We start from the raw sequence: 16,565 nt of genomic DNA on the forward strand, positions 1-16,565 counted from the left end.
CCGCGGCTGCCGCGGGTTGTCAGACCCGACCCGTAAGGTCGCAGACAAGATCGCATCGAGGGGGAAGGGATCTTCACCATGGCCACGAACAGGGTCGTCTCCGCCGACGGCACGCCGATCGCCTACGAGCGGCAGGGCTCCGGGCCCGCCGTCGTGCTCATCGGCGGGGCGTTCATGTCCCACGCCGAGTCCGGCCCGCTGGCCGGGCTGCTCGCCGAGCACTTCACGGTGATCACGTACGACCGGCGCGGCCGCGGCGACAGCGGCGACGCCTCCGGGCTCACCGGCTACGAGGTGCGGCGCGAGGTCGAGGACCTGGACGCGGTGATCGCGGGGGCGGCCGGCGGCTCGGCCATGCTCTTCGGCATGTCCTCGGGCGCCGTGCTCGCCCTGGAGGCCACCGCCCGGGGCGCCGCCGTGACCCGCCTCGCGCTCTACGAGCCGCCGTTCATCACCGACGACAGCCGCCCGCCCCTGCCCGCCGACTATGTGGCGCACCTGACGGAGCTGGTGGCGAAGGGGGCGTACGGGGACGCCGCCGCGTACTTCATGACCGCCGCGATCAACCTGCCCGAGGAAGTCGTCGCGGGCATGCGGCAGGCCCCGTTCTGGTCCGGCATGGAGGCCGTGGCCCGCACCCTCCCGTACGACGGGCAGGTCATGGGCGACACCATGTCCGGCCGGCCCCTGCCGGTCGAGCGCTGGGCCCCGGTGACCGTGCCCGTCCTCGTCGGCAGCGGCGACGCCGGCGCGCCGCACATGCTGACCGGCGCCCGGGAGCTCGCCGCCTCGGCCGGGAACTACACCCTGCGGGTCTTCCCGGGCGAGGAGCACACCATCGCGCCGGAGGTCCTGGCCCCCGTCCTGACAGACTTCTTCCGGGGCTGACACCGGAGCCGGCACCGGGGCTGATGCCGGAGGTGGTGCCGGAGCTGACATACGGAGGGCCGACTCCGCAGGCGAATGCCGAAGTCCGCCCGTGCGGTGACACTCCGGGGCTTAGATTCACCGCGTGGATGCCCAGCTGCTCAGAAGCGTGTTCGCGGTCGTCGAGCGGCGTGCCGAGCACGCCGTCGCCTTCTTCTACTCGCATCTCTTCTGGCACAACCCGGGCATGCGCGAGCTGTTCCCCGCCGACCTGGCGCCCCAGCGGGACCGGCTGTTCGCCGCGCTCACCCATGTGGTGACGCATGTGGAGGACCCCGGGCTCGCGCACTATCTGGGGCAGCTGGGCCGGGACCACCGCAAGTTCCTCGCCGCGCCCCCGCTCTACTGCGCGGTCGGCGCGAGCCTGCTCGCCGCCTTCGCGCACACCGCGGGCGCCGCGTGGACGATCGAGGCGGAGAAGGCCTGGACCGAGGCGTACGGGCGGGTCGCCGACCTGATGCAGGCGGGCGCCGCGGAGGCCGTCGCGGAGGGGGAGCCGGCCTGGTGGGACGCGGACGTCGTGGGCCACGAGCGGTACGGGGACGACCTGACGCTGCTCACGCTGCGCCCGCGCCGCCCCTACCCGTACGCCGCCGGGCAGTACGTGAGCGTGAGCACGCTCCACCTGCCCCGGGTCTGGCGCACCTACTCCCTCGCCAACGCGCCGCGCCCGGACGGCACCCTGGAGCTGCATGTGAGCCGGATCCGGGGCGGGCTGATGAGCACCGCCCTGACCGAGCGGCTGCGGGTCGGCGAGACGGTCCGGCTGAGCTCCCCGGGCGGCGCGCTGACCGCCCGTACCCCGCCCGGCAAACCCCGTACGTACATCGCCGGCGGCACCGGCTGGGCGCCGGTGCGGGCGCTGCTCGAAGAGGCCGCGCGGGACGAACCCGGCCTTGAGGGGCGCCTGTTCGTGGTCGCCCGGGCCAAGGAGTACCTGTACGGGCGGGCCGACGCGCAGCGCCTGTGCGGGCTGCTCCCGGGCCTGCACGTCACCTACATCACCGCGGCCCCCGGCCGCCCCCGCGACCAGGCCACCGAGCGCCTGGTCCAGGCCCTGCGGGCGGGCGTGAACTGGCCCGCCCACGACGTCTATCTGGCCGGCCCGCCCGGCCTGCTCGACGAGGTGTCGGAGGAGCTGGCCTGCCTCGGCACCGACCCGGTCCGGATCTTCCACGACCGGCTGCCGTCCGTCGGCCGCTTCCGGACCCGCCCGGCCACCCGCGCGGAGTGGCTCCTCAGCCCGCCGCAGCTCCAGTGGCACAACCCGGACGCCCGCGCACCGCGCGAGCCCTGAGACCTGTAGTTGTCCTACGGGGTTTCCAGGCCCTCCGCCGCACGGATCGCGTCCCGGTAGAGGCGGCCCGCCGCGCGCAGGGCGGCCTCCGGGTCGACGCCGGCGGCCTCCGCGCGTACGGCCAGGGCGAGGAGCTCGTAGCCGATGCCGTCGGCGGCCGGAAGCGGCACGTCGAGTCCGGCGGTCCGTACCCGGCCCGCGAGCTTGGCGGCGAGCGCGAGGCCGGGCTGGCCGAGCGGGACGCCGTCGGTGACGGAGTCGCGCCGCTTCTCCGCGGCCTTGGTGCGCAGCCAGTGCTCCTTGACGTCCTCCGGGGTCTCGGCGGTCGCGTCGCCGAAGACGTGCGGGTGCCGGTGGATCAGCTTCTCCACGATCGTCCCGGCCACGTCGTCCACCGAGAACGGTTCCTCGGCGTCCTCCTCCGCGATCCGGGCGTGGAACACCACCTGGAGCAGCACGTCGCCGAGCTCCTCGCGCAGCGCCTCCCGGTCCTCGTCCTCGATGGCCTCGACCAGCTCGTAGGCCTCCTCGATGGCGTACTTCGCCAGGCCCGGGTGCGTCTGCCGCGAGGTCCAGGGGCACTCGCGGCGGATCCGGTCCATGACCTGGACGAGGTCGAGCAGCCGGGCGCCCGGCAGGTCGTACGAGCCGGGCAGCAGCTCCAGGTCGGGCATGGCGACCCGGCCCGAACCGGCGAGCCGGGCGAGCCCGTCGGTGAGCGCCCGGTCGCCCTCGCCGGACGGCAGCACGAGCACCGTACGGCCCCCGGCGCAGGCCTCGACCAGCTCCTCGGCCGTCGGCCGCAGCACCTCGACGGTGACCCCGGCCTCCTTGAGATACGGAAGCTGGGGGTGGTCCGCGTCCGGGCACAGCACCCGGTCCGCCCCGTGCAGCGCCTGCCAGGCCGGCCAGGAGAGCAGGCCCGGCGCCACCCGGTGGCTGGCGGTGAGCAGGACGACACGACCACGGTTCTCAGCGTTCACACCTCGAACCTACCCCGTCGCCGAAGGGCTGATCAGGCCCCGGCCCCGGCCCAGGCTCAGGCCCCGGCCTCCACGGCCGCCGGCTTGGTGATCTGCCGTACCCACGGCGCCGTGTACGTCCCCAGCTGGATCTTCTCGTCGTCCCAGCTGCCGTAGCGCGGGTTCACGTCGATCTTCAGCTCCTTGGACGCCTTGCTGAAGGCCTCCGTGAGCTTCTTCTGCCCCTCCGGGGTGTTGGTGATCCCCAGCTTGGACGCGATCTTGTTCATGAGGACGGCCCGCCGGGCCACGTCGTCGATCTGGCCCGGCGCCACCCCGCGCTGTTGCAGCAGGGCGGTCGCCATCTGCTGCTCGCCGCCGCTCTGCCGGACGAAGTCGCTGCGGGCCTGCTGGACCTCGGCGCGGCTGACGGTGACCCCGTTGTCCTCGCCGACCTTCCGCGCCACCCGGTCGAAGATCATGTCGTGCAGTTTCTGGCGGCTGAGGTCGCCGGTCTCGCGGATCAGCTGCTCCGCGTTCGGCGAGGCCTGCTGCGCCGTGCGCACGTCGGCGACCTGGGCCTGGAGGCTGGACACGTCGATCCGCTGTCCGCCGACGACGGCCGCCGCGCCCGGATGGGCGTCACTGCCGCAGGCGGTGAGCAGCGGGGCCGCGGCGAGCAGCGTCGCGGCGGCGGAGACGGAGAGCGCAGTGCGGCGGTGCAAAGGAGCCTCCCGGCGTGGGTCGTGCGTCAGTGGAACGACCGTGCGGTGATCGATGTTAGGCAGTCACCGTGGCGCGGGCCACTACTTCGCGGCGACTGTCTCGGTCGATTCGGTCAACGACTCACGTGTTCGGGTGGTGTCGGGTCCCAGCATGATCGTCCGGGAGAGCACGAAGGTGACCGGGATCGCCGCCGCCGCGGCGATCAGCGGCGCGTAGGTGCTGTCGACGTCCATGAGGTCGACGAGGACGTAGACGCCGACCGTCGTGATGACGAAGTTCGCCGCGTTGGTCAGCGGGAACAGCAGGAACTTCTTCCAGGTGGGGCGGGTGCGGTAGGTGAAGTACGAGGTGAGGAAGAAGGAGCCGACCATGGACAGCGCGAAGGCGAGGACATGGGCGGCGATGTACGGCACCCACAGCCCGAGGAGCAGGTAGAGCCCGTAGTACGTGCCGGTGTTGACGACGCCGACCAGGCCGAACCGCACCACCTGCCAGGCAGTGTTCCTCGTGGTGCTCGGCGTCATCGGCGGACGAGTTCCTGCTCTTCCCGGGGCGCGGGGACGCGCGTGTTGGTGGCCTTGACCAGATAGTGCGGGCGGCGCTTCACCTCGTAGTAGATGCGGCCCACGTACTCGCCGACCAGCCCGAGCATCACCATCTGGACGCCGGCGAGCGCCGTGACCGTCACGAGCAGGGTGACATAACCGGGCGTGTCCACGCCGTTCACCAAGGCGACACCGACGATCCAGGCGGCGTACGCGAATGCCACCGCGACCAGGATCATTCCGAGATAGACGGCGGCGCGGAGCGGCTTGTTGTTGAAGGAGAGAAGGCCGTCGAGGCCGTAGTTGAGCAGCTTTCCGAACGTCCATTTCGAACGTCCCTGCTCGCGCACCGCGTTCTCGTACTCGAAGGTCGTCGACTTGAATCCGACCCAGGCGAACAGGCCCTTGGAGAAACGGTTGTATTCGGTCAGTTCGAGAACGGCGTCGACCGTGCGCCGGGAAAGCAGCCGGAAGTCGCCGACGCCGTCGACCAGCTCGACGTCCACCAGGCGGTTGATCGCCCAGTAGTAGGCGCGGGCGGTGAGCGTGCGGGTGACCCGGTCGCCGGTGCGCGTGCGCCGGGCGATGACCTGGTCGTACCCCTCGGCGTGCAGCGCCAGCATGCGGTGCACGAGCTCCGGCGGGTGCTGCAGGTCGGCGTCCATGATCACGACGGCGTCGCCGGCGGCGGCCCGGAGGCCGGCCAGCATGGCGGCCTCCTTGCCGAAGTTGCGGCTGAAGGAGACATAGCGCGCCCGGGGATCGCCGTCGGCGATCCCCTCCAGAAGGGGGAGCGTTCGGTCACGGCTTCCGTCGTCCACGTAAACGATCTCGAATTCTCCGTCGAAACGGGAGAGTTCGGCCGTCACCTGGTCGTGGAAGCGACCGATGATCTCTTCTTCGTTGAAGCACGGGACCACGATCGAGAGCAGCACGGACCACACGACAACCGGTCCGGATGTCGCCGCCGGATTCCACCGGTGACGACGAGGCGACCATTGAATGAACTGCCCGGCACCGGGGCCGATTTCATGATCTGCCCTGTCATATTCGACACCACGATGAACATCAGCGGAAACACCAGCGGGATCGGGATCGGGAACAGAATCCGGAACAGCCCGGCCGGTCCCACCGGACTGGCGGCGCTGCTCACCGTCGTCGCCGTGTGCGCCGGGGACGCGGTCGCCACCACCTTCCCGTTCGGCCACCACCGGCGCAGCGTGAACGACCTGGGCAACCAGTTCCTGCCCTTCCACGCGCGCCTGTGGGACCTGCTGCACGGGCGGGCCGACGGCGGGCTGCTCCTGAACTGGCAGTCGGGCTGGGGCACCAGCTTCCTGCCCGATCTGGGCACCTATCTGACCAGCCCGTTCGCCCCGCTGGTGGCGCTCGCGCCGCGCGCCGACCTGGCGTACGCGCTGTACGCGATCACCGTCCTGAAGACGGCGGCGGCCGCGGCCGCGATGGCCTTCCTGTTGCCCCGGCTCCAGCCGGTGACCGGCAAGCGAGTGCTCTGGTGGGCGCCGGGGGTGCTCGGCGCGGCGTACGGCCTGTGCGGCTGGGCGATCCTGGAGGCCGTCTACAACCCCATGTGGATGGACGGCCTGATCGCGTTCCCGCTGCTCTGCCTGGTGGGGGTGTGGGTACGGGAGGGGCGGCGGCCGCTGCTCGGCCCGCTGGTCGTCGTGGTCTGCTGGACCGCCAACTTCTACACCGCCTACATGGCGACCCTCGGCGCCGCCCTCGTCCTGATCGTCACCGCCCCGCGGTGGCGGGTGATCCTGCGCGGCGCCCTCACCGTGCTCCTCGGCGTGGGCCTCGCGACGCCGGTCCTGGTGCCGGTGTTCCTGGGGACGCGGTACGCGTACCCCGGCGTCGTCCGGGACTTCGCACCGGCCGGCGGCGCGGACCTCGCGGCCCGCCTGATGCCCGCCACGTACGGCTTCTCCACCCCGGCCCTGTTCGTCTTCACGGCCGTCCCGGTGCTTGCGGCCTCCCTGCTCTTCCGGCGCAGGTGGCTGTGGCCGGCGGTCGTGACCGGGGTCGCGCTGTCCTTCCAGTTCGGGCCGACGCACCTGGTGTGGCACGTCTTCGCGACACCGAACGGCAGCCCGTACCGCCAGACCTTCGTCCTCGCGGGTGTCCTGGTGATCGCCGCGTGGGCGGCGGTCGCCGACGGCCCGCCGGACCGGCGCGCGCTGCTCGGCGGCGTCGCCGTCGTCGGGGTCCTCGCGCTCGGCGCGCTGGGCAGCGGCGAGGCGACGCCGTGGGGGTGGGCGCTGTTCGCGGCGGGTCTCGCGGTCGTCCTCGTACGGCACCGGCGCCTGGCCCTGCCCCTCCTCGCCGCCGTCCTCGTCGCGCAGGCCGCCGCGACCACGGCGTGGGGCGACAAGGAGCGGCTGCGGCGGCTCGACGACTACCCGGCGTGGAGCGCCGCCGACACCCGGTGGTACGAGGCGCTCGACCGGGCCGACGGCTGGCCGGCGTACCGCGTGGACTCCGGTCGGCCGCAGACCACCGGCAACGAGCCGATGATGCTCGGCGGCCAGGGCGGCGCCTACTACAGCAGCCTCACCCCCGACGTCCTCACCCGCACCATGGCGGCGCTCGGCGTCGGCTGGACCTCGCGCGGCCGCAACCTGCAGAGCCTCGACAACCCGGTCACGGACGCCCTGTTCGCGGTCGGCGCGCGCCTGCGGGACGGCGACCTCGTCCGTACGGCCACCCCGCCGGCGCCCCTGGTGACCCTCCGGCCCCCGGGCCCGCCCCCCGTCTACGGCCCCTCCCCCTTCCGCAACCAGGAACTCCTCCTGGGCGCCCGGGTGTACGAGCCCCCGACCCCCTCCGGCGCCTGCCGCGTCGGCACCGAGGTCTTCTTCTGGTCCCCCGACTACACCGGCCCGGCCTCGCTCGGCGACCGTACGGTGAAGCTGCGCGGCCAGCTGCTGAAGTGGCGCGCGGCCCTGGTCTCGCTGGGCGTCCAGAAGGTGCCGGGCCTGAAGCCCCGTGTCCCCGCGAAGGGCGAACTCGCCTGCCTGGACCACACCCGTCTACGGGCCGCCGTCACCACCCTCCGGGCCTCCGCCCCGCCGGTGGTGGACGTCACCTCCACGGGCTTCCACGCCACCCTTCGCCCGGGCACGACGGGCACCCTCGTCCTGTCGGCGCCGCGCATCCCGGGCTGGCACTGCGACGGCCGGTCGGCGGAGTCGTACGGCGGCCTGGTCGCCGCCCCGGTCACCTCGGACCAGCGCGAGGTGACGTGCACCTTCCGCCCGCCGGGCCTGCGGCTCGGCCTCGCGGCGGCGGGGGCGTCGCTGCTGGCGCTCGCGGGATGGGTGCTGTGGGGACGGCGTCGCTACAGCTCGTAGTCCTGCGCCAGTTCCTCCCAGCGGATGCCGCGCAGCGCGAGATCGGCGTCCTCGCCCGCCGGTACCACCGGTTCCGGCTGAAACCAGACGACGACGAGGGAGGAACCGTCCATCGCCCTGTCGAGCGCCCCGGAATCGAAGACACCGATACAGGCCACGCCGGGCAGCACCTCGACGGGACCGAAGGCGCCGCCGCCGACGGACCCGTCCGGGTACTCGCGGGAGGGCTCCACGAAGTGCACCGGCCGGGAGGAATACGCCCGCTCCGCCAGCCGCTGGAACCACTCGACCCTGCGGTCGTTGACCCGCTTGCACGGGTAGCCCTCCAGCATCCCCCCGTAGGTCTCAGACATCCGCAGCTCGGTGAGCTCGATCGAACGACCGGACGTGAGGACTATGCGACCCAGTGACATGCCGACACCCTATGCGTGGATCAGGGCGTGTTCAGGGCGTGTTCAGGTTCTGCGTGGTGGTGTTGCTGGCGCCGGGGCTGTTGATGTTGTTGTTGACGCTGATGTTGTTGAACATCGGCAGGACGCCGCTGAGGTTGATGGGCAGGATCGACCCGCCGCCTCCGCCGTTGTTCCCGCCGGCCTGCTCGTAGGTGATGGTCACCATGGCCGGGCCCGTGGCGAGCCTGGAGGTACCGCCCGCCGGGACGCGGTTGGACCCGCCACCACCGCCACCTGTCCCGAGGCCGTCGTTGGTGACGGAGTTGCAGCTGCCGCCGCCACCTCCGCCGAGCCAGCCGGCTCCACCACCTCCGCCTTCGAAGCCGGTAGCTCCTCCGTCGCCGCCGAAACCGGCTCCGCCGCCGCCTCCGCCCGCACCCCCGGCGACGCATCCGGCGCCACCGTCGCCGCCCATCGTCTGACTTCCGCCGCCCCCTCCTCCACCGCCATCGGGCCTGCTGCCGCCATCCTGGCCGGTGTCTCCGGCGTCTCCTCCGTAGGCCTCGGTGAGGGTGATGGGTGAGGACGCGCCGATGCTTCCGCCGCCGCCTCCGCCGCCCGCGACGATCAGGCGTGGGTCGGTGGCGGGGTCGCCGGTGAGGAGACAGCTCGGGATGGTGGAGTCGCAGGTGCGGACGTCACTGGCGCCGCCTCCGAGGCCGAATTCGGTCAGGTCTCCGCTGCTGCCTCCGCCCTGGGCGACATTGACGTAGAGGGTGGTGACCCCCGACGGCACGGTGATGGTGCCGGTGACGCTGGCGCCGTCACCGCCCAGCCCTCCGTTGACCCCGCTCCGGCCCGCGGCGCCAACGGCGGTGATGGTCAGCTGGGTGACGCCGGAGGGCACGTTGAAGGCCTGATTGGCGCCGGCGTTGAAGGTCACGGTCACGGGGGCCGCCTGCGCGGGCGCGGCCAGGGGCCCCACCAGCGCGGCCGGCAGCGCCGCCGCGGCGAGCAGCAGGGCGCCACGTCGTGGGGATACCGCAGGATGCATGGTCAGTCTCACGCTCGGGACTCCTCGCCAAGGGGGTGCCGCATGGGGGGTGGACGTTCCGGTCCCTACCGGGAACTCCGCCGATCAAGCCACACCGAGCCGACACGAGGCATGCGGACACACCGCCGCATACGCCGCCGCGACCAATAGTCCGCAAGTCGGAGGAGCGCATCGCACGACAGTGTGACTCAGGTCACACTGGAGCCTGTCACAGACGCTCCGGCCGTCTCGTCATAGGGGTGTAGCGACGATGAGAACGGCACAAAAGGAGCCCATCATGGAACCCCGCCTCAACCCCTTCACCAGCCCGACCGCCGGCAAGCTCATCAAGCACCTCGCGGCCGCCGGCAACGCCGTCACCGCGTCCGGAGTGCCCGTCCTGACCCAGGAACTGGTGAAGATCCGCGCCAGCCAGATCAACGGCTGCGCCTTCTGCCTCGACATGCACACCAAGGAGGCCGAGGCGGCCGGCGAGACCACACAGCGACTGATCATGGTCGGCGCCTGGCGCGAGGCGAAGGTCTTCACCGACGCCGAGCGCGCCGCCCTCGAACTCGCCGAGCTGGGCACCCGTATCGCCGACGGCACCGGCATCCCGGACGACGTCTGGCTGAACGCGGCCAAGTACTACGACGAGGAGCAGCTCCTCGGCCTCGTCGGCCTGATCGCCCTGATCAACGCCTTCAACCGCATGAACGTCCTGCTCCAGATGCCGGGCGGCGACTACCAGGTCGGCCAGTTCGCCTGACCGCTCCCCTCACCCGCGTGCTCCTTCGCCAGATGCCGGCGGAGGAGCACGTTGGCGTCCGCCTCCGCACTCCCGTCGTACGCGACCCGCGCCGTGCGGCGACGCCCCGCCAGGCCGTCACACTCCGCACACCCCGTTACGGGGACGGGCGCGGGCGGCAACTCCACGTCCAGGAACGCCACCGCCGCCGCCCGCGCCCGCTCGTTCACCGCCCGCACCCCGGCACTCAGCCGCTCGTCCTGCGTCGCGAGCCGGATGTGGGCGGGGTCGGCCTGCCATTCGCGCCCGCCGCCGAGGGGCCGGAGCATCACGTGGGGCCCGGCGTGGCCCCGGAACTCCCCTACCACACCAGCGACTTCGTCGTACACAAAAGCGCCGCATTCCATGACAACAGCTCCAGGTGTTGGACTACCCTCCGTAATGGGGCATGTCGAGGATGAACCCGGGGCAGGTTGGGGAGGCCGGTTTCGCGGCCGTTGTTCCCCGTCGTCGTTCCGGTACTTCCACACCTTCCGGGAAGGAGTGCTGATGCCGCCGAGACGAGTGGTCACCGGCCGCAGCCAGGAGCCGCGCAAGCGTTTCACCGAGGAGCTGCGCAAGCTGCGACTGGAACGCAAGCTGAGCTTCCGGGCGTTGGGGGCGGCGCTTGGCTGGGACGCGACGCTGTTCTCGAAGATGGAGAAGGGCGAGACGATCGGCGGCCCGGAGGTCGCCCAGGCGTTGGACACGTATTACGGAACGTCGGACCTGTTACTGGTGCTGTGGGAGCTGGCGGCGGGCGACCAGTCGCAGTTCCGCGAGAAGTACCGCCAGTACATGGCGCTGGAGGCGGAGGCGGTGAGCATTTGGCAGCACGCGACCTGCGTACTGCCGGGCCTGCTCCAAACAGAGGCCTACGCGCGCACACTGATGGGGGCAGGCATCCATGAGGGCGAAGAACTGGACCGACAGGTCGAGGCACGCATTGGGCGACACGAGCTGCTGACCGGCCCCAGCCCACTCAACTTCCGCACGATCCTGTCGGAGACCGTGCTCCGCACGCCGCTTCCGGACCGGACTCAGTGGCAGGAGCAGTTGGAGCACCTCCTCGCGATGGACGACCGCCGGAACGTCACCATCCACGTGGTCCCACACTCCGCCGGGCTGTACGCGCTACACAGCGCCCAGACGACGTTCCTGAGACTCGCGGACAGCCGCGTGGTGGCCTGGGTCGAGACCAACTACTCCGGAAGCCTGATCGAACAATCAGCCGACGTGGACCTCCTGCAGCTCCGTTACGATCGAGTTCGCGATCTGGCCCTTTCCCCGGCGGATTCACGGAAGTTCATCATGCGTACGTTGGAGGAAGCACAGTGCGAGCCGTCGATCTGAGCACGGTCACCTGGCGCAAGAGCTCGTACAGCAACTCAGAAGGCGGCGAGTGCCTGGAGGTCGCCGACACCGGCACCGTCCCCCTCCCCCTCCTCCCGGTCCGGGACAGCAAGAACCCCACCGGCCCCGTCCTCCTCTTCCCGGCCGCCGCCTGGTCCGCTTTCATGGACGGGATCAAGTCGGCCATGTAGTCGGGGGGAAGGATCGGCGATGCAGGCATCGGAGTTAGCCACCGCAGCGGTCCGGGTGGCGACCGGAGGAGCTTCGGTCGCGGCGGCGCAGAAGGAGGTGGTCCAGGAACTGGTCTGGGGCCGCCTCGGGGGAAGCACGCTGGGCGCCTCGGCGCTGGCGCGGCTGCACGAGCAGCCCGGCGAGGGGTCGGCCGGCATCGTGGCCTCCGTACTCGCCGACGAATTGCGGGCGGACCCGGAGTTCGCCGCGCGCGTGGCCGGGGCCCTTCAGGCGCCGCAGAGCAGCAGCCCGCCGCCGCCTCAGCCGGCCACCCGCACGCGCGCCGCGTCGGGTCCTCCGCCACCGTCGTACTACCCTCCCCGGCCCGCCACCGCTCCCGTCCAGGTGCCGCGCGCGGCGGACGTGCGGAACATCCTGCTGCTCGGGTTTCCGCAGGCGATGCTGGCGTACACCGTCGCGTACATCGCGAAGGAGAACGGTGCGGGGGCAGCCGTTGAGATCCTCATCCTGTTGGTGTCCACCGGCCTGACGGGATACGGGGTGTGGCTGGGCGTCCGGCTGTTCCTGCGACGCGTACGCAGCGGCGCGCTCATCTGCGCGGTGGTGTTCAACGTGCTGGTGCTGATCAGGTTGCTCGACTGGCTGGTGGGAAGCGCACTGTCCGCCTGAATGTGCCCCCTTACGGCGTGAGGGCCTTCTCCATCAGGGTGAAGGACTTGGGCGGGCCGCCCGGTTGCGGCTTGCCCTCCACCAGGCCGACAGGGCGGTAGCCGGCGTCCCGGTAGTACGCGTTCAGGGGCGCGTTGTCGGCCAGGCAGTCCAGGCGGGCGTGGGTGCGGCCGGTCGCCGCGACGCGGGCTTCGGCGGCGGCAAGGAGGCGGCGGCCGGTGCCGGGGGCGGCGGTGGTGCGGTCGATCATGAGGCGGTGGATGTAGCCGGCCATGGGCGGCTGGGCGCCCCACGCGGCCTCGTCGTCCCACCACAGCTCCCAGGCCCCGACGACCGCACCCCCGCCCGCCGACTCCGACTCCGACTCCGCGAGCCAGACCTCGCCGTCCCCGGCGATGACGCGCCGGAAGTGGTCCTCGTCGAGCTCGCCGGGCTGCCACTGGCGGGTCACGCCGCGCGCGAGCATCCAGCGGGCGGCGGCGTCGCGGAGGCGTACGAGGGTGGGGAGGTCGGACTCGACGGCGAGGCGGATACGAAGATCGTTCACGCGCGGATGCTCGCACACCCCGCCTCGGGTCAGTTCGCCGGGCGGGTCAGGGTGCAGTGCGGAAGGTCGTGGTCCGGATCGCCGACGCGGGTCCAGAGCTTCAGGACCTCGCCCTGCTTCAAGGCGGCCCAGGGGTCGGGCTCCCGCTCGACCTCTTCGGGGCGATATTCGTCGACGGGGTGATCGGTGTCGAAGGACAGGGCGAGGATGCTCTGCTTCTTGTTGGAACCCTGCTTCCAGGTGCCTGTTCCGGACCAGGTCAAACCCTCCTCCCAGCGGACGGCGACGCAGATCTTGTCGGCGACGAACGTCCCGTCCGGCTTCAGCGTGAGGGTGCCGTCGTCGGCATCGGTCCACGTGGTGGCGAGTTCGGCAGGCTTCAGGATGATGGGGTCGCCCTCGGGCGGCGGAAGCTCGTAGAGCCTGCCGCAGGCCGTCAGGGCGAGGGCCACGGCGGGCAGGATCAGGGCTGATATTCGGCGGTAGCGCGACACACTTCACCTCTGGGCTCAAGAACGCATGCCGTACCCTGGCACGGAACTTGAACACGTTCAAGTCGTTACCTTGGCCGCCCTTGGCCGCCCTCGGCCGCCCGCCCCGTGGATCAGGCACGCAGCCAGGGGCCGAAGTGCTCGGCGACCAACGCCGCCACACCCGCCGCGTCCCGCGTCCCGTCGACCTCGATCACGCGGATGCCCAGTCGCCGGGCGCCGCGCACCACGTCCTCGGCGACGAGGCGGTCGCGGGCGATCCGGTTGGCCTGGGCGCGCGCCGGGTCGCCGACCGGCACGCCCAGGGCGCCCGCCCGGCGGAGGGTACGGATCTGGTGCTGCCGGAAGTCCTCGGTGGGTACGAGGACGACCATCCGCCGGACCGAGTCGATCAACGGCGCGACCAGCTCGGGCCGCAGGCCCCACCCCTCGGCGATCGCCGGCCGGCCGGTCGACAGGGCGCGCAGGTCGTCCAGGGCCCACTCGAACCGCACCGGAAAACCGGCCAGCGTCTCGGCCGCCATCTCCTCCGGGCTCCGCCCCGTCCAGACCTGCTCGGGCTCCGGGTCCGCCACCGGCTCCCCCAGCGCCACCCGCCGCGCGATCCGGCGGTCCTGATGGCCCCGGGCGTCGTGGTAGTCGTAGTGATACACCGTCACGCCGAAGTCCCGGGCCAGCAGTTCGGACACGGTCGTCTTCCCGGCCCACTGCGCACCGCCGATCCACAGCATCCGGCGCAGACTGCCGTGCGGATCCCAGAGCTCTGTCAGGACGCCTCCTTCAGGCGGGTGAGGGTGAAGACCAGGGACTCGACATGCTCGGGCGAGCCCGCGCTCCCGTCCGAGAAGTTTCGATCTTGCCCAAGCCGAACTCGCCCAGGGCGCCCGGCAGTAGGCGTGCCGGGCGGTCTTAATCGAGTGTGAGAGTCCCGGTCCGGGTGATACAAGGTCCGCGTGACTGAGCATCCCTACTTCCCCACCCTGCTGCGGATGATTGACGAGCGGTCCGCCGCGTTCCGCGCCGCCGTCGCCGCGGCCCCCAGCCTCGACGCCGACGTCCCGTCCTGCCCGGGCTGGACGCTGTACGACCTGGCGAACCACCTCAGTGAGGGGGACCGCTTCTGGGCCTACATCGTGCTGAACACCGCGCCGGGCGACGAGCGGCCGAGCAAGGACGGCCTGGCGGCGCCCAGGGAGCGCGAGGCCCTCATAACCTGGCTGGCCGACTCGACGGAGCAGCTGCTCACCGCTCTGCGCGAGGCCGGCCCGGACCGGGGCTGCTGGGCCTGGTGGGAGCCGCTGGCCTCGCCGCACACGGTGGCCGCCGTGGCCCGCCGCCGCGTCCCGGAGTCGCTGATCCACACCTACGACGCCCAGCTGGCCTCCGGTACCCCGCAGGAGCTGCCGACGACCGAGGCGGTCGACGCCATCGAGGAGTTCCTCGCCACCGTCTGCACCGTCACGGTCCCGTGGCCGGGCGAGCCCGCCACCATGGACTACCACGCAGCCGAGGCCGGCTCCTGGCGCCAGACGGTGGACGCCGCCGGTTCCCGCTTCACCCGCCTCACCGCGGCGGAGGCCGCCGAGAGCAAGCCCACCGCCGCCATCCACGGCACGGCAAGCGAGATGGCCCTGCTCATGTACATGCGCATCCCGGCCGACTCGCTGCGGATCGAGGGCGACGCCGACCTGCTCCAGCAGCTGCAGGACTGGGGCTGAGAGAACGGGGCAAGCAGCAGGACAGCGAGGGTGGGCACGAATGGGGGCCGGGCGCCCCGGGAGTGGGGCGCCCGGCCGTGAGGCGTCAGCTGCGGCGGAGGTGGAGGATCGCGCAGGGCGTCGGGGTGGTGGGGTGGAAGGCCTCGGCGGGGACGGGGTCGGTGAGGGTTCGGGTGAAGGCCGGGGCGGCCTGGTCGGCTGCGATGTCGGCGTACTCCTGGGGGACGAGGAGGGTCGCCGAGGTCAGGGCTGGGGCGCGCAGGCACCAGGCGAGGATCGCGGGGGCCGTGGTGGGGGCCGCGGCGACCACGGCGAAGGGCTCGCGTGGAGCCCTCGCCTTCGTGAAGTCGGCGCGGAGCACGCTGATGCCGGGCACGTCGCGGGTGCGCGCCGAGAGCCTTCCGGCGGCGGCCGGGTCGGGCTCGTACGCGGTGACCCGGGCGCCGTGGGCGGCCAGGGCGCGAAGGAGCGCGGCGTCGCCGGCGGCGGGCACGAGGACGTGGCCGTGGGCCGCCGGGGCGGCGGTCGCCACGAGTCGGCCGATCGTGGCCGGGTCGACGAGCACGTACGGGGACACGGCCTGGTGGGCGCGGTCGCGCGGGCTGCGCTGGGCGCCCGGGACGGCCCTGCCCCGGGTGTTGTGCGAGAAGTTCCCGTAACCGTGCTTGCGGGAGTTGAAGTTGTTCGCCATTGCGGCTGCCCTTTCGGGGTCTTCGAGAGGAATGAGGAAGAGGTCTCGAAGGGCCCTGGGCACGCCCGCGGACGTGTGAAGGGTGTGCGTCCGTCCGCTAGCGGGCCTGGGGCCGGTCGCTGCGCAGGCGGATGAAGACGGCGCCGAAGCCGCCGATGGCGGCGGTGCTGAAGGCTGACATGCGGCCCAACCTAGGAAGGGGCCACCGGCCCCCGCAAACCATTTACTCGGCGCATGCGTAAGGGGCCGGCCCCCTAGGGACGGCCCCTTACGTGAGTGGCGTGACGGACGGGCGTCAGGCCTTCTTGACCGGGTCGAGGCAGAGCACGAACTTGTCCGAGTTCAGCTGCTGCGCGAGCGCGACCTCGCCGACGTCGCACTTGTTCACGTCGAAGGTGTTGTCCACAACCTTGAGGACCTTGTAGAGGTCGGCCTTGCCCGAGGAGCAGTCCTGGGTGTCGACCTTCGGGTCGTTCTCCGGGCCGGTCACGGTCACGCAGTCGTTGACCTCGGCGTGGACCGGGGCGTCACCGGTCAGGTGCGGGAGGCCGACCTTGACGGCGACGGCGACGATCACGAGGACGACGAAGCCACCGATCTTCTTCAGCATGCCGCCCTTCTTCTGCTCGGGCTGGGGCACCGGGGCACCCTGGGCAGCGGCGAACGGGTCGGACGGCTGAGGCGTGGTCATCTCGGATCCTTGACGGGGGAACGGCGTGGACATGATCGAACGCGCACGTTACACAGTGCAAAATAGGTAAATCGGACGGTTCTGCTTCGTTTCCCAATCCGGTACGGACTCGTGACTCTGCCGACCCGTCAGGAAACCGCCGAAAATCCTCCCAGCCAGGGCCGAACGGCCCT

20 protein-coding genes are annotated in these 16,565 nt (G+C 71.7%); 8 read left to right on the plus strand and 12 right to left on the minus strand.

The genetic code is table 11. The features are described from left to right. Positions 1 to 78: 78 nt before the first annotated feature. Together JAO84_RS13960 and JAO84_RS13965 are read left to right on the plus strand one after the other, a co-directional pair. On the plus strand, positions 79 to 888 hold the full coding sequence (locus JAO84_RS13960) for an alpha/beta fold hydrolase (protein WP_370413152.1): 810 nt from the start codon (positions 79 to 81) through the stop codon (positions 886 to 888). Between the two features lie 124 nt (positions 889 to 1,012). Continuing rightward, positions 1,013 to 2,224, plus strand: coding sequence for a globin domain-containing protein (locus tag JAO84_RS13965; RefSeq protein WP_370413153.1), 1,212 nt, complete (start codon positions 1,013 to 1,015; stop codon positions 2,222 to 2,224). Between the two features lie 14 nt (positions 2,225 to 2,238). Here the strand turns inward: JAO84_RS13965 and JAO84_RS13970 are convergent, their stop codons facing one another. The 4 genes from JAO84_RS13970 to JAO84_RS13985 all read right to left on the minus strand — a co-directional run bounded on the left by JAO84_RS13970 (position 2,239) and on the right by JAO84_RS13985 (position 5,392). Next, positions 2,239 to 3,207: a nucleoside triphosphate pyrophosphohydrolase gene (locus JAO84_RS13970; RefSeq protein ID WP_265868370.1), complete on the minus strand. Its 969-nt coding sequence runs from the start codon at positions 3,205 to 3,207 to the stop codon at positions 2,239 to 2,241. A 56-nt stretch (positions 3,208 to 3,263) separates the two neighbouring features. Beyond that, the gene (locus JAO84_RS13975; protein ID WP_370413154.1) at positions 3,264 to 3,911 is read right to left on the minus strand and encodes a SurA N-terminal domain-containing protein; all 648 of its coding nucleotides are present in this window, start codon (positions 3,909 to 3,911) and stop codon (positions 3,264 to 3,266) included. A gap of 81 nt (positions 3,912 to 3,992) precedes the next feature. Next, the gene (locus JAO84_RS13980) at positions 3,993 to 4,436 is read right to left on the minus strand and encodes a GtrA family protein (RefSeq protein WP_370413156.1); all 444 of its coding nucleotides are present in this window, start codon (positions 4,434 to 4,436) and stop codon (positions 3,993 to 3,995) included. After that, positions 4,433 to 5,392, minus strand: a complete 960-nt coding sequence (locus tag JAO84_RS13985) for a glycosyltransferase family 2 protein (protein WP_370413157.1) — start codon at positions 5,390 to 5,392, stop codon at positions 4,433 to 4,435. The genes JAO84_RS13980 and JAO84_RS13985 overlap by 4 nt, the downstream gene beginning before the upstream one ends. A 126-nt stretch (positions 5,393 to 5,518) precedes the next feature. On the opposite strand from JAO84_RS13985, the gene JAO84_RS13990 reads away from it, so the two are divergent. Further along, a complete protein-coding gene (locus JAO84_RS13990; RefSeq protein ID WP_370413158.1) occupies positions 5,519 to 7,828 on the plus strand; it encodes a YfhO family protein in 2,310 nt (769 codons plus the stop codon). On the opposite strand, the gene JAO84_RS13995 is transcribed toward JAO84_RS13990, so the two are convergent. Together JAO84_RS13995 and JAO84_RS14000 are read right to left on the minus strand one after the other, a co-directional pair. Continuing rightward, positions 7,816 to 8,241: a hypothetical protein gene (locus JAO84_RS13995; protein ID WP_370413159.1), complete on the minus strand. Its 426-nt coding sequence runs from the start codon at positions 8,239 to 8,241 to the stop codon at positions 7,816 to 7,818. The genes JAO84_RS13990 and JAO84_RS13995 overlap by 13 nt on opposite strands. A gap of 31 nt (positions 8,242 to 8,272) precedes the next feature. Continuing rightward, positions 8,273 to 9,274 carry a hypothetical protein gene (locus tag JAO84_RS14000; RefSeq protein ID WP_370413160.1) on the minus strand — a complete coding sequence of 334 codons (1,002 nt, stop codon included), beginning with the start codon at positions 9,272 to 9,274 and terminating at the stop codon, positions 8,273 to 8,275. Between the two features lie 277 nt (positions 9,275 to 9,551). Here JAO84_RS14000 and JAO84_RS14005 point away from each other — a divergent pair, with 277 nt between their 5' ends. Next, positions 9,552 to 10,022 carry a carboxymuconolactone decarboxylase family protein gene (locus JAO84_RS14005; protein WP_370413161.1) on the plus strand — a complete coding sequence of 157 codons (471 nt, stop codon included), beginning with the start codon at positions 9,552 to 9,554 and terminating at the stop codon, positions 10,020 to 10,022. Here the strand turns inward: JAO84_RS14005 and JAO84_RS14010 are convergent. After that, positions 9,998 to 10,333 (minus strand): hypothetical protein, encoded by a 336-nt coding sequence (locus JAO84_RS14010; RefSeq protein ID WP_370413162.1) that lies wholly within the window; start codon positions 10,331 to 10,333, stop codon positions 9,998 to 10,000. The two genes, JAO84_RS14005 and JAO84_RS14010, sit on opposite strands and share 25 nt — an antisense overlap. A gap of 217 nt (positions 10,334 to 10,550) precedes the next feature. Between JAO84_RS14010 and JAO84_RS14015 the strand changes: the two genes are divergently transcribed. From JAO84_RS14015 to JAO84_RS14025, 3 genes are read left to right on the plus strand one after another with little or no spacing between them, the layout of a single operon-like run. Continuing rightward, positions 10,551 to 11,393 (plus strand): helix-turn-helix domain-containing protein, encoded by an 843-nt coding sequence (locus tag JAO84_RS14015; RefSeq protein ID WP_370413163.1) that lies wholly within the window; start codon positions 10,551 to 10,553, stop codon positions 11,391 to 11,393. Next, complete coding sequence (locus JAO84_RS14020) at positions 11,375 to 11,584, plus strand: DUF397 domain-containing protein (RefSeq protein WP_370413164.1); 210 nt, start codon at positions 11,375 to 11,377, stop codon at positions 11,582 to 11,584. Before JAO84_RS14015 ends, JAO84_RS14020 begins: the two co-directional genes overlap by 19 nt. Positions 11,585 to 11,603: 19 nt before the next feature. Continuing rightward, positions 11,604 to 12,254: a hypothetical protein gene (locus JAO84_RS14025; RefSeq protein WP_370413165.1), complete on the plus strand. Its 651-nt coding sequence runs from the start codon at positions 11,604 to 11,606 to the stop codon at positions 12,252 to 12,254. 10 nt (positions 12,255 to 12,264) lie between these two features. Here JAO84_RS14025 and JAO84_RS14030 read toward each other — a convergent pair whose 3' ends face one another. The 3 genes from JAO84_RS14030 to JAO84_RS14040 all read right to left on the minus strand — a co-directional run bounded on the left by JAO84_RS14030 (position 12,265) and on the right by JAO84_RS14040 (position 14,023). After that, on the minus strand, positions 12,265 to 12,801 hold the full coding sequence (locus tag JAO84_RS14030) for an N-acetyltransferase family protein (RefSeq protein WP_370413166.1): 537 nt from the start codon (positions 12,799 to 12,801) through the stop codon (positions 12,265 to 12,267). Between the two features lie 29 nt (positions 12,802 to 12,830). Next, entirely contained in the window at positions 12,831 to 13,295 is a 465-nt protein-coding gene (locus JAO84_RS14035) for a hypothetical protein (RefSeq protein ID WP_370413167.1), read from the minus strand. A 110-nt stretch (positions 13,296 to 13,405) separates the two neighbouring features. Continuing rightward, the gene (locus tag JAO84_RS14040; protein WP_370413168.1) at positions 13,406 to 14,023 is read right to left on the minus strand and encodes a hypothetical protein; all 618 of its coding nucleotides are present in this window, start codon (positions 14,021 to 14,023) and stop codon (positions 13,406 to 13,408) included. Positions 14,024 to 14,245: 222 nt separating this feature from the next. Between JAO84_RS14040 and JAO84_RS14045 the strand changes: the two genes are divergently transcribed. Beyond that, the gene (locus JAO84_RS14045; RefSeq protein WP_370413169.1) at positions 14,246 to 15,010 is read left to right on the plus strand and encodes a maleylpyruvate isomerase family mycothiol-dependent enzyme; all 765 of its coding nucleotides are present in this window, start codon (positions 14,246 to 14,248) and stop codon (positions 15,008 to 15,010) included. An 85-nt stretch (positions 15,011 to 15,095) separates the two neighbouring features. Here JAO84_RS14045 and JAO84_RS14050 read toward each other — a convergent pair whose 3' ends face one another. After that, positions 15,096 to 15,701, minus strand: coding sequence for an rRNA adenine N-6-methyltransferase family protein (locus JAO84_RS14050; RefSeq protein WP_370413170.1), 606 nt, complete (start codon positions 15,699 to 15,701; stop codon positions 15,096 to 15,098). Positions 15,702 to 15,996: 295 nt separating this feature from the next. After that, positions 15,997 to 16,392 carry a hypothetical protein gene (locus JAO84_RS14055; protein ID WP_370413171.1) on the minus strand — a complete coding sequence of 132 codons (396 nt, stop codon included), beginning with the start codon at positions 16,390 to 16,392 and terminating at the stop codon, positions 15,997 to 15,999. Positions 16,393 to 16,565: the final 173 nt, after the last annotated feature.

This window comes from Streptomyces fradiae, from assembly GCF_041270065.1.
GTDB lineage: Bacteria > Actinomycetota > Actinomycetes > Streptomycetales > Streptomycetaceae > Streptomyces.

What these genes read in the sequence shown, in the direction of transcription:
- JAO84_RS14050 (WP_370413170.1), bottom strand. Translation starts at nt 15,701, where the DNA reads ATGGCGAACAACTTCAACTCCCGCAAGCACGGTTACGGGAACTTCTCG.
- JAO84_RS14055 (WP_370413171.1), bottom strand. Translation starts at nt 16,392, where the DNA reads ATGACCACGCCTCAGCCGTCCGACCCGTTCGCCGCTGCCCAGGGTGCC.
- JAO84_RS14040 (WP_370413168.1), bottom strand. Translation starts at nt 14,023, where the DNA reads ATGCTGTGGATCGGCGGTGCGCAGTGGGCCGGGAAGACGACCGTGTCC.
- JAO84_RS14000 (WP_370413160.1), bottom strand. Translation starts at nt 9,274, where the DNA reads ATGCATCCTGCGGTATCCCCACGACGTGGCGCCCTGCTGCTCGCCGCG.
- JAO84_RS14005 (WP_370413161.1), top strand. Translation starts at nt 9,552, where the DNA reads ATGGAACCCCGCCTCAACCCCTTCACCAGCCCGACCGCCGGCAAGCTC.
- JAO84_RS13990 (WP_370413158.1), top strand. Translation starts at nt 5,519, where the DNA reads ATGAACATCAGCGGAAACACCAGCGGGATCGGGATCGGGAACAGAATC.
- JAO84_RS13960 (WP_370413152.1), top strand. Translation starts at nt 79, where the DNA reads ATGGCCACGAACAGGGTCGTCTCCGCCGACGGCACGCCGATCGCCTAC.
- JAO84_RS14015 (WP_370413163.1), top strand. Translation starts at nt 10,551, where the DNA reads ATGCCGCCGAGACGAGTGGTCACCGGCCGCAGCCAGGAGCCGCGCAAG.
- JAO84_RS13995 (WP_370413159.1), bottom strand. Translation starts at nt 8,241, where the DNA reads ATGTCACTGGGTCGCATAGTCCTCACGTCCGGTCGTTCGATCGAGCTC.
- JAO84_RS13980 (WP_370413156.1), bottom strand. Translation starts at nt 4,436, where the DNA reads ATGACGCCGAGCACCACGAGGAACACTGCCTGGCAGGTGGTGCGGTTC.
- JAO84_RS14025 (WP_370413165.1), top strand. Translation starts at nt 11,604, where the DNA reads ATGCAGGCATCGGAGTTAGCCACCGCAGCGGTCCGGGTGGCGACCGGA.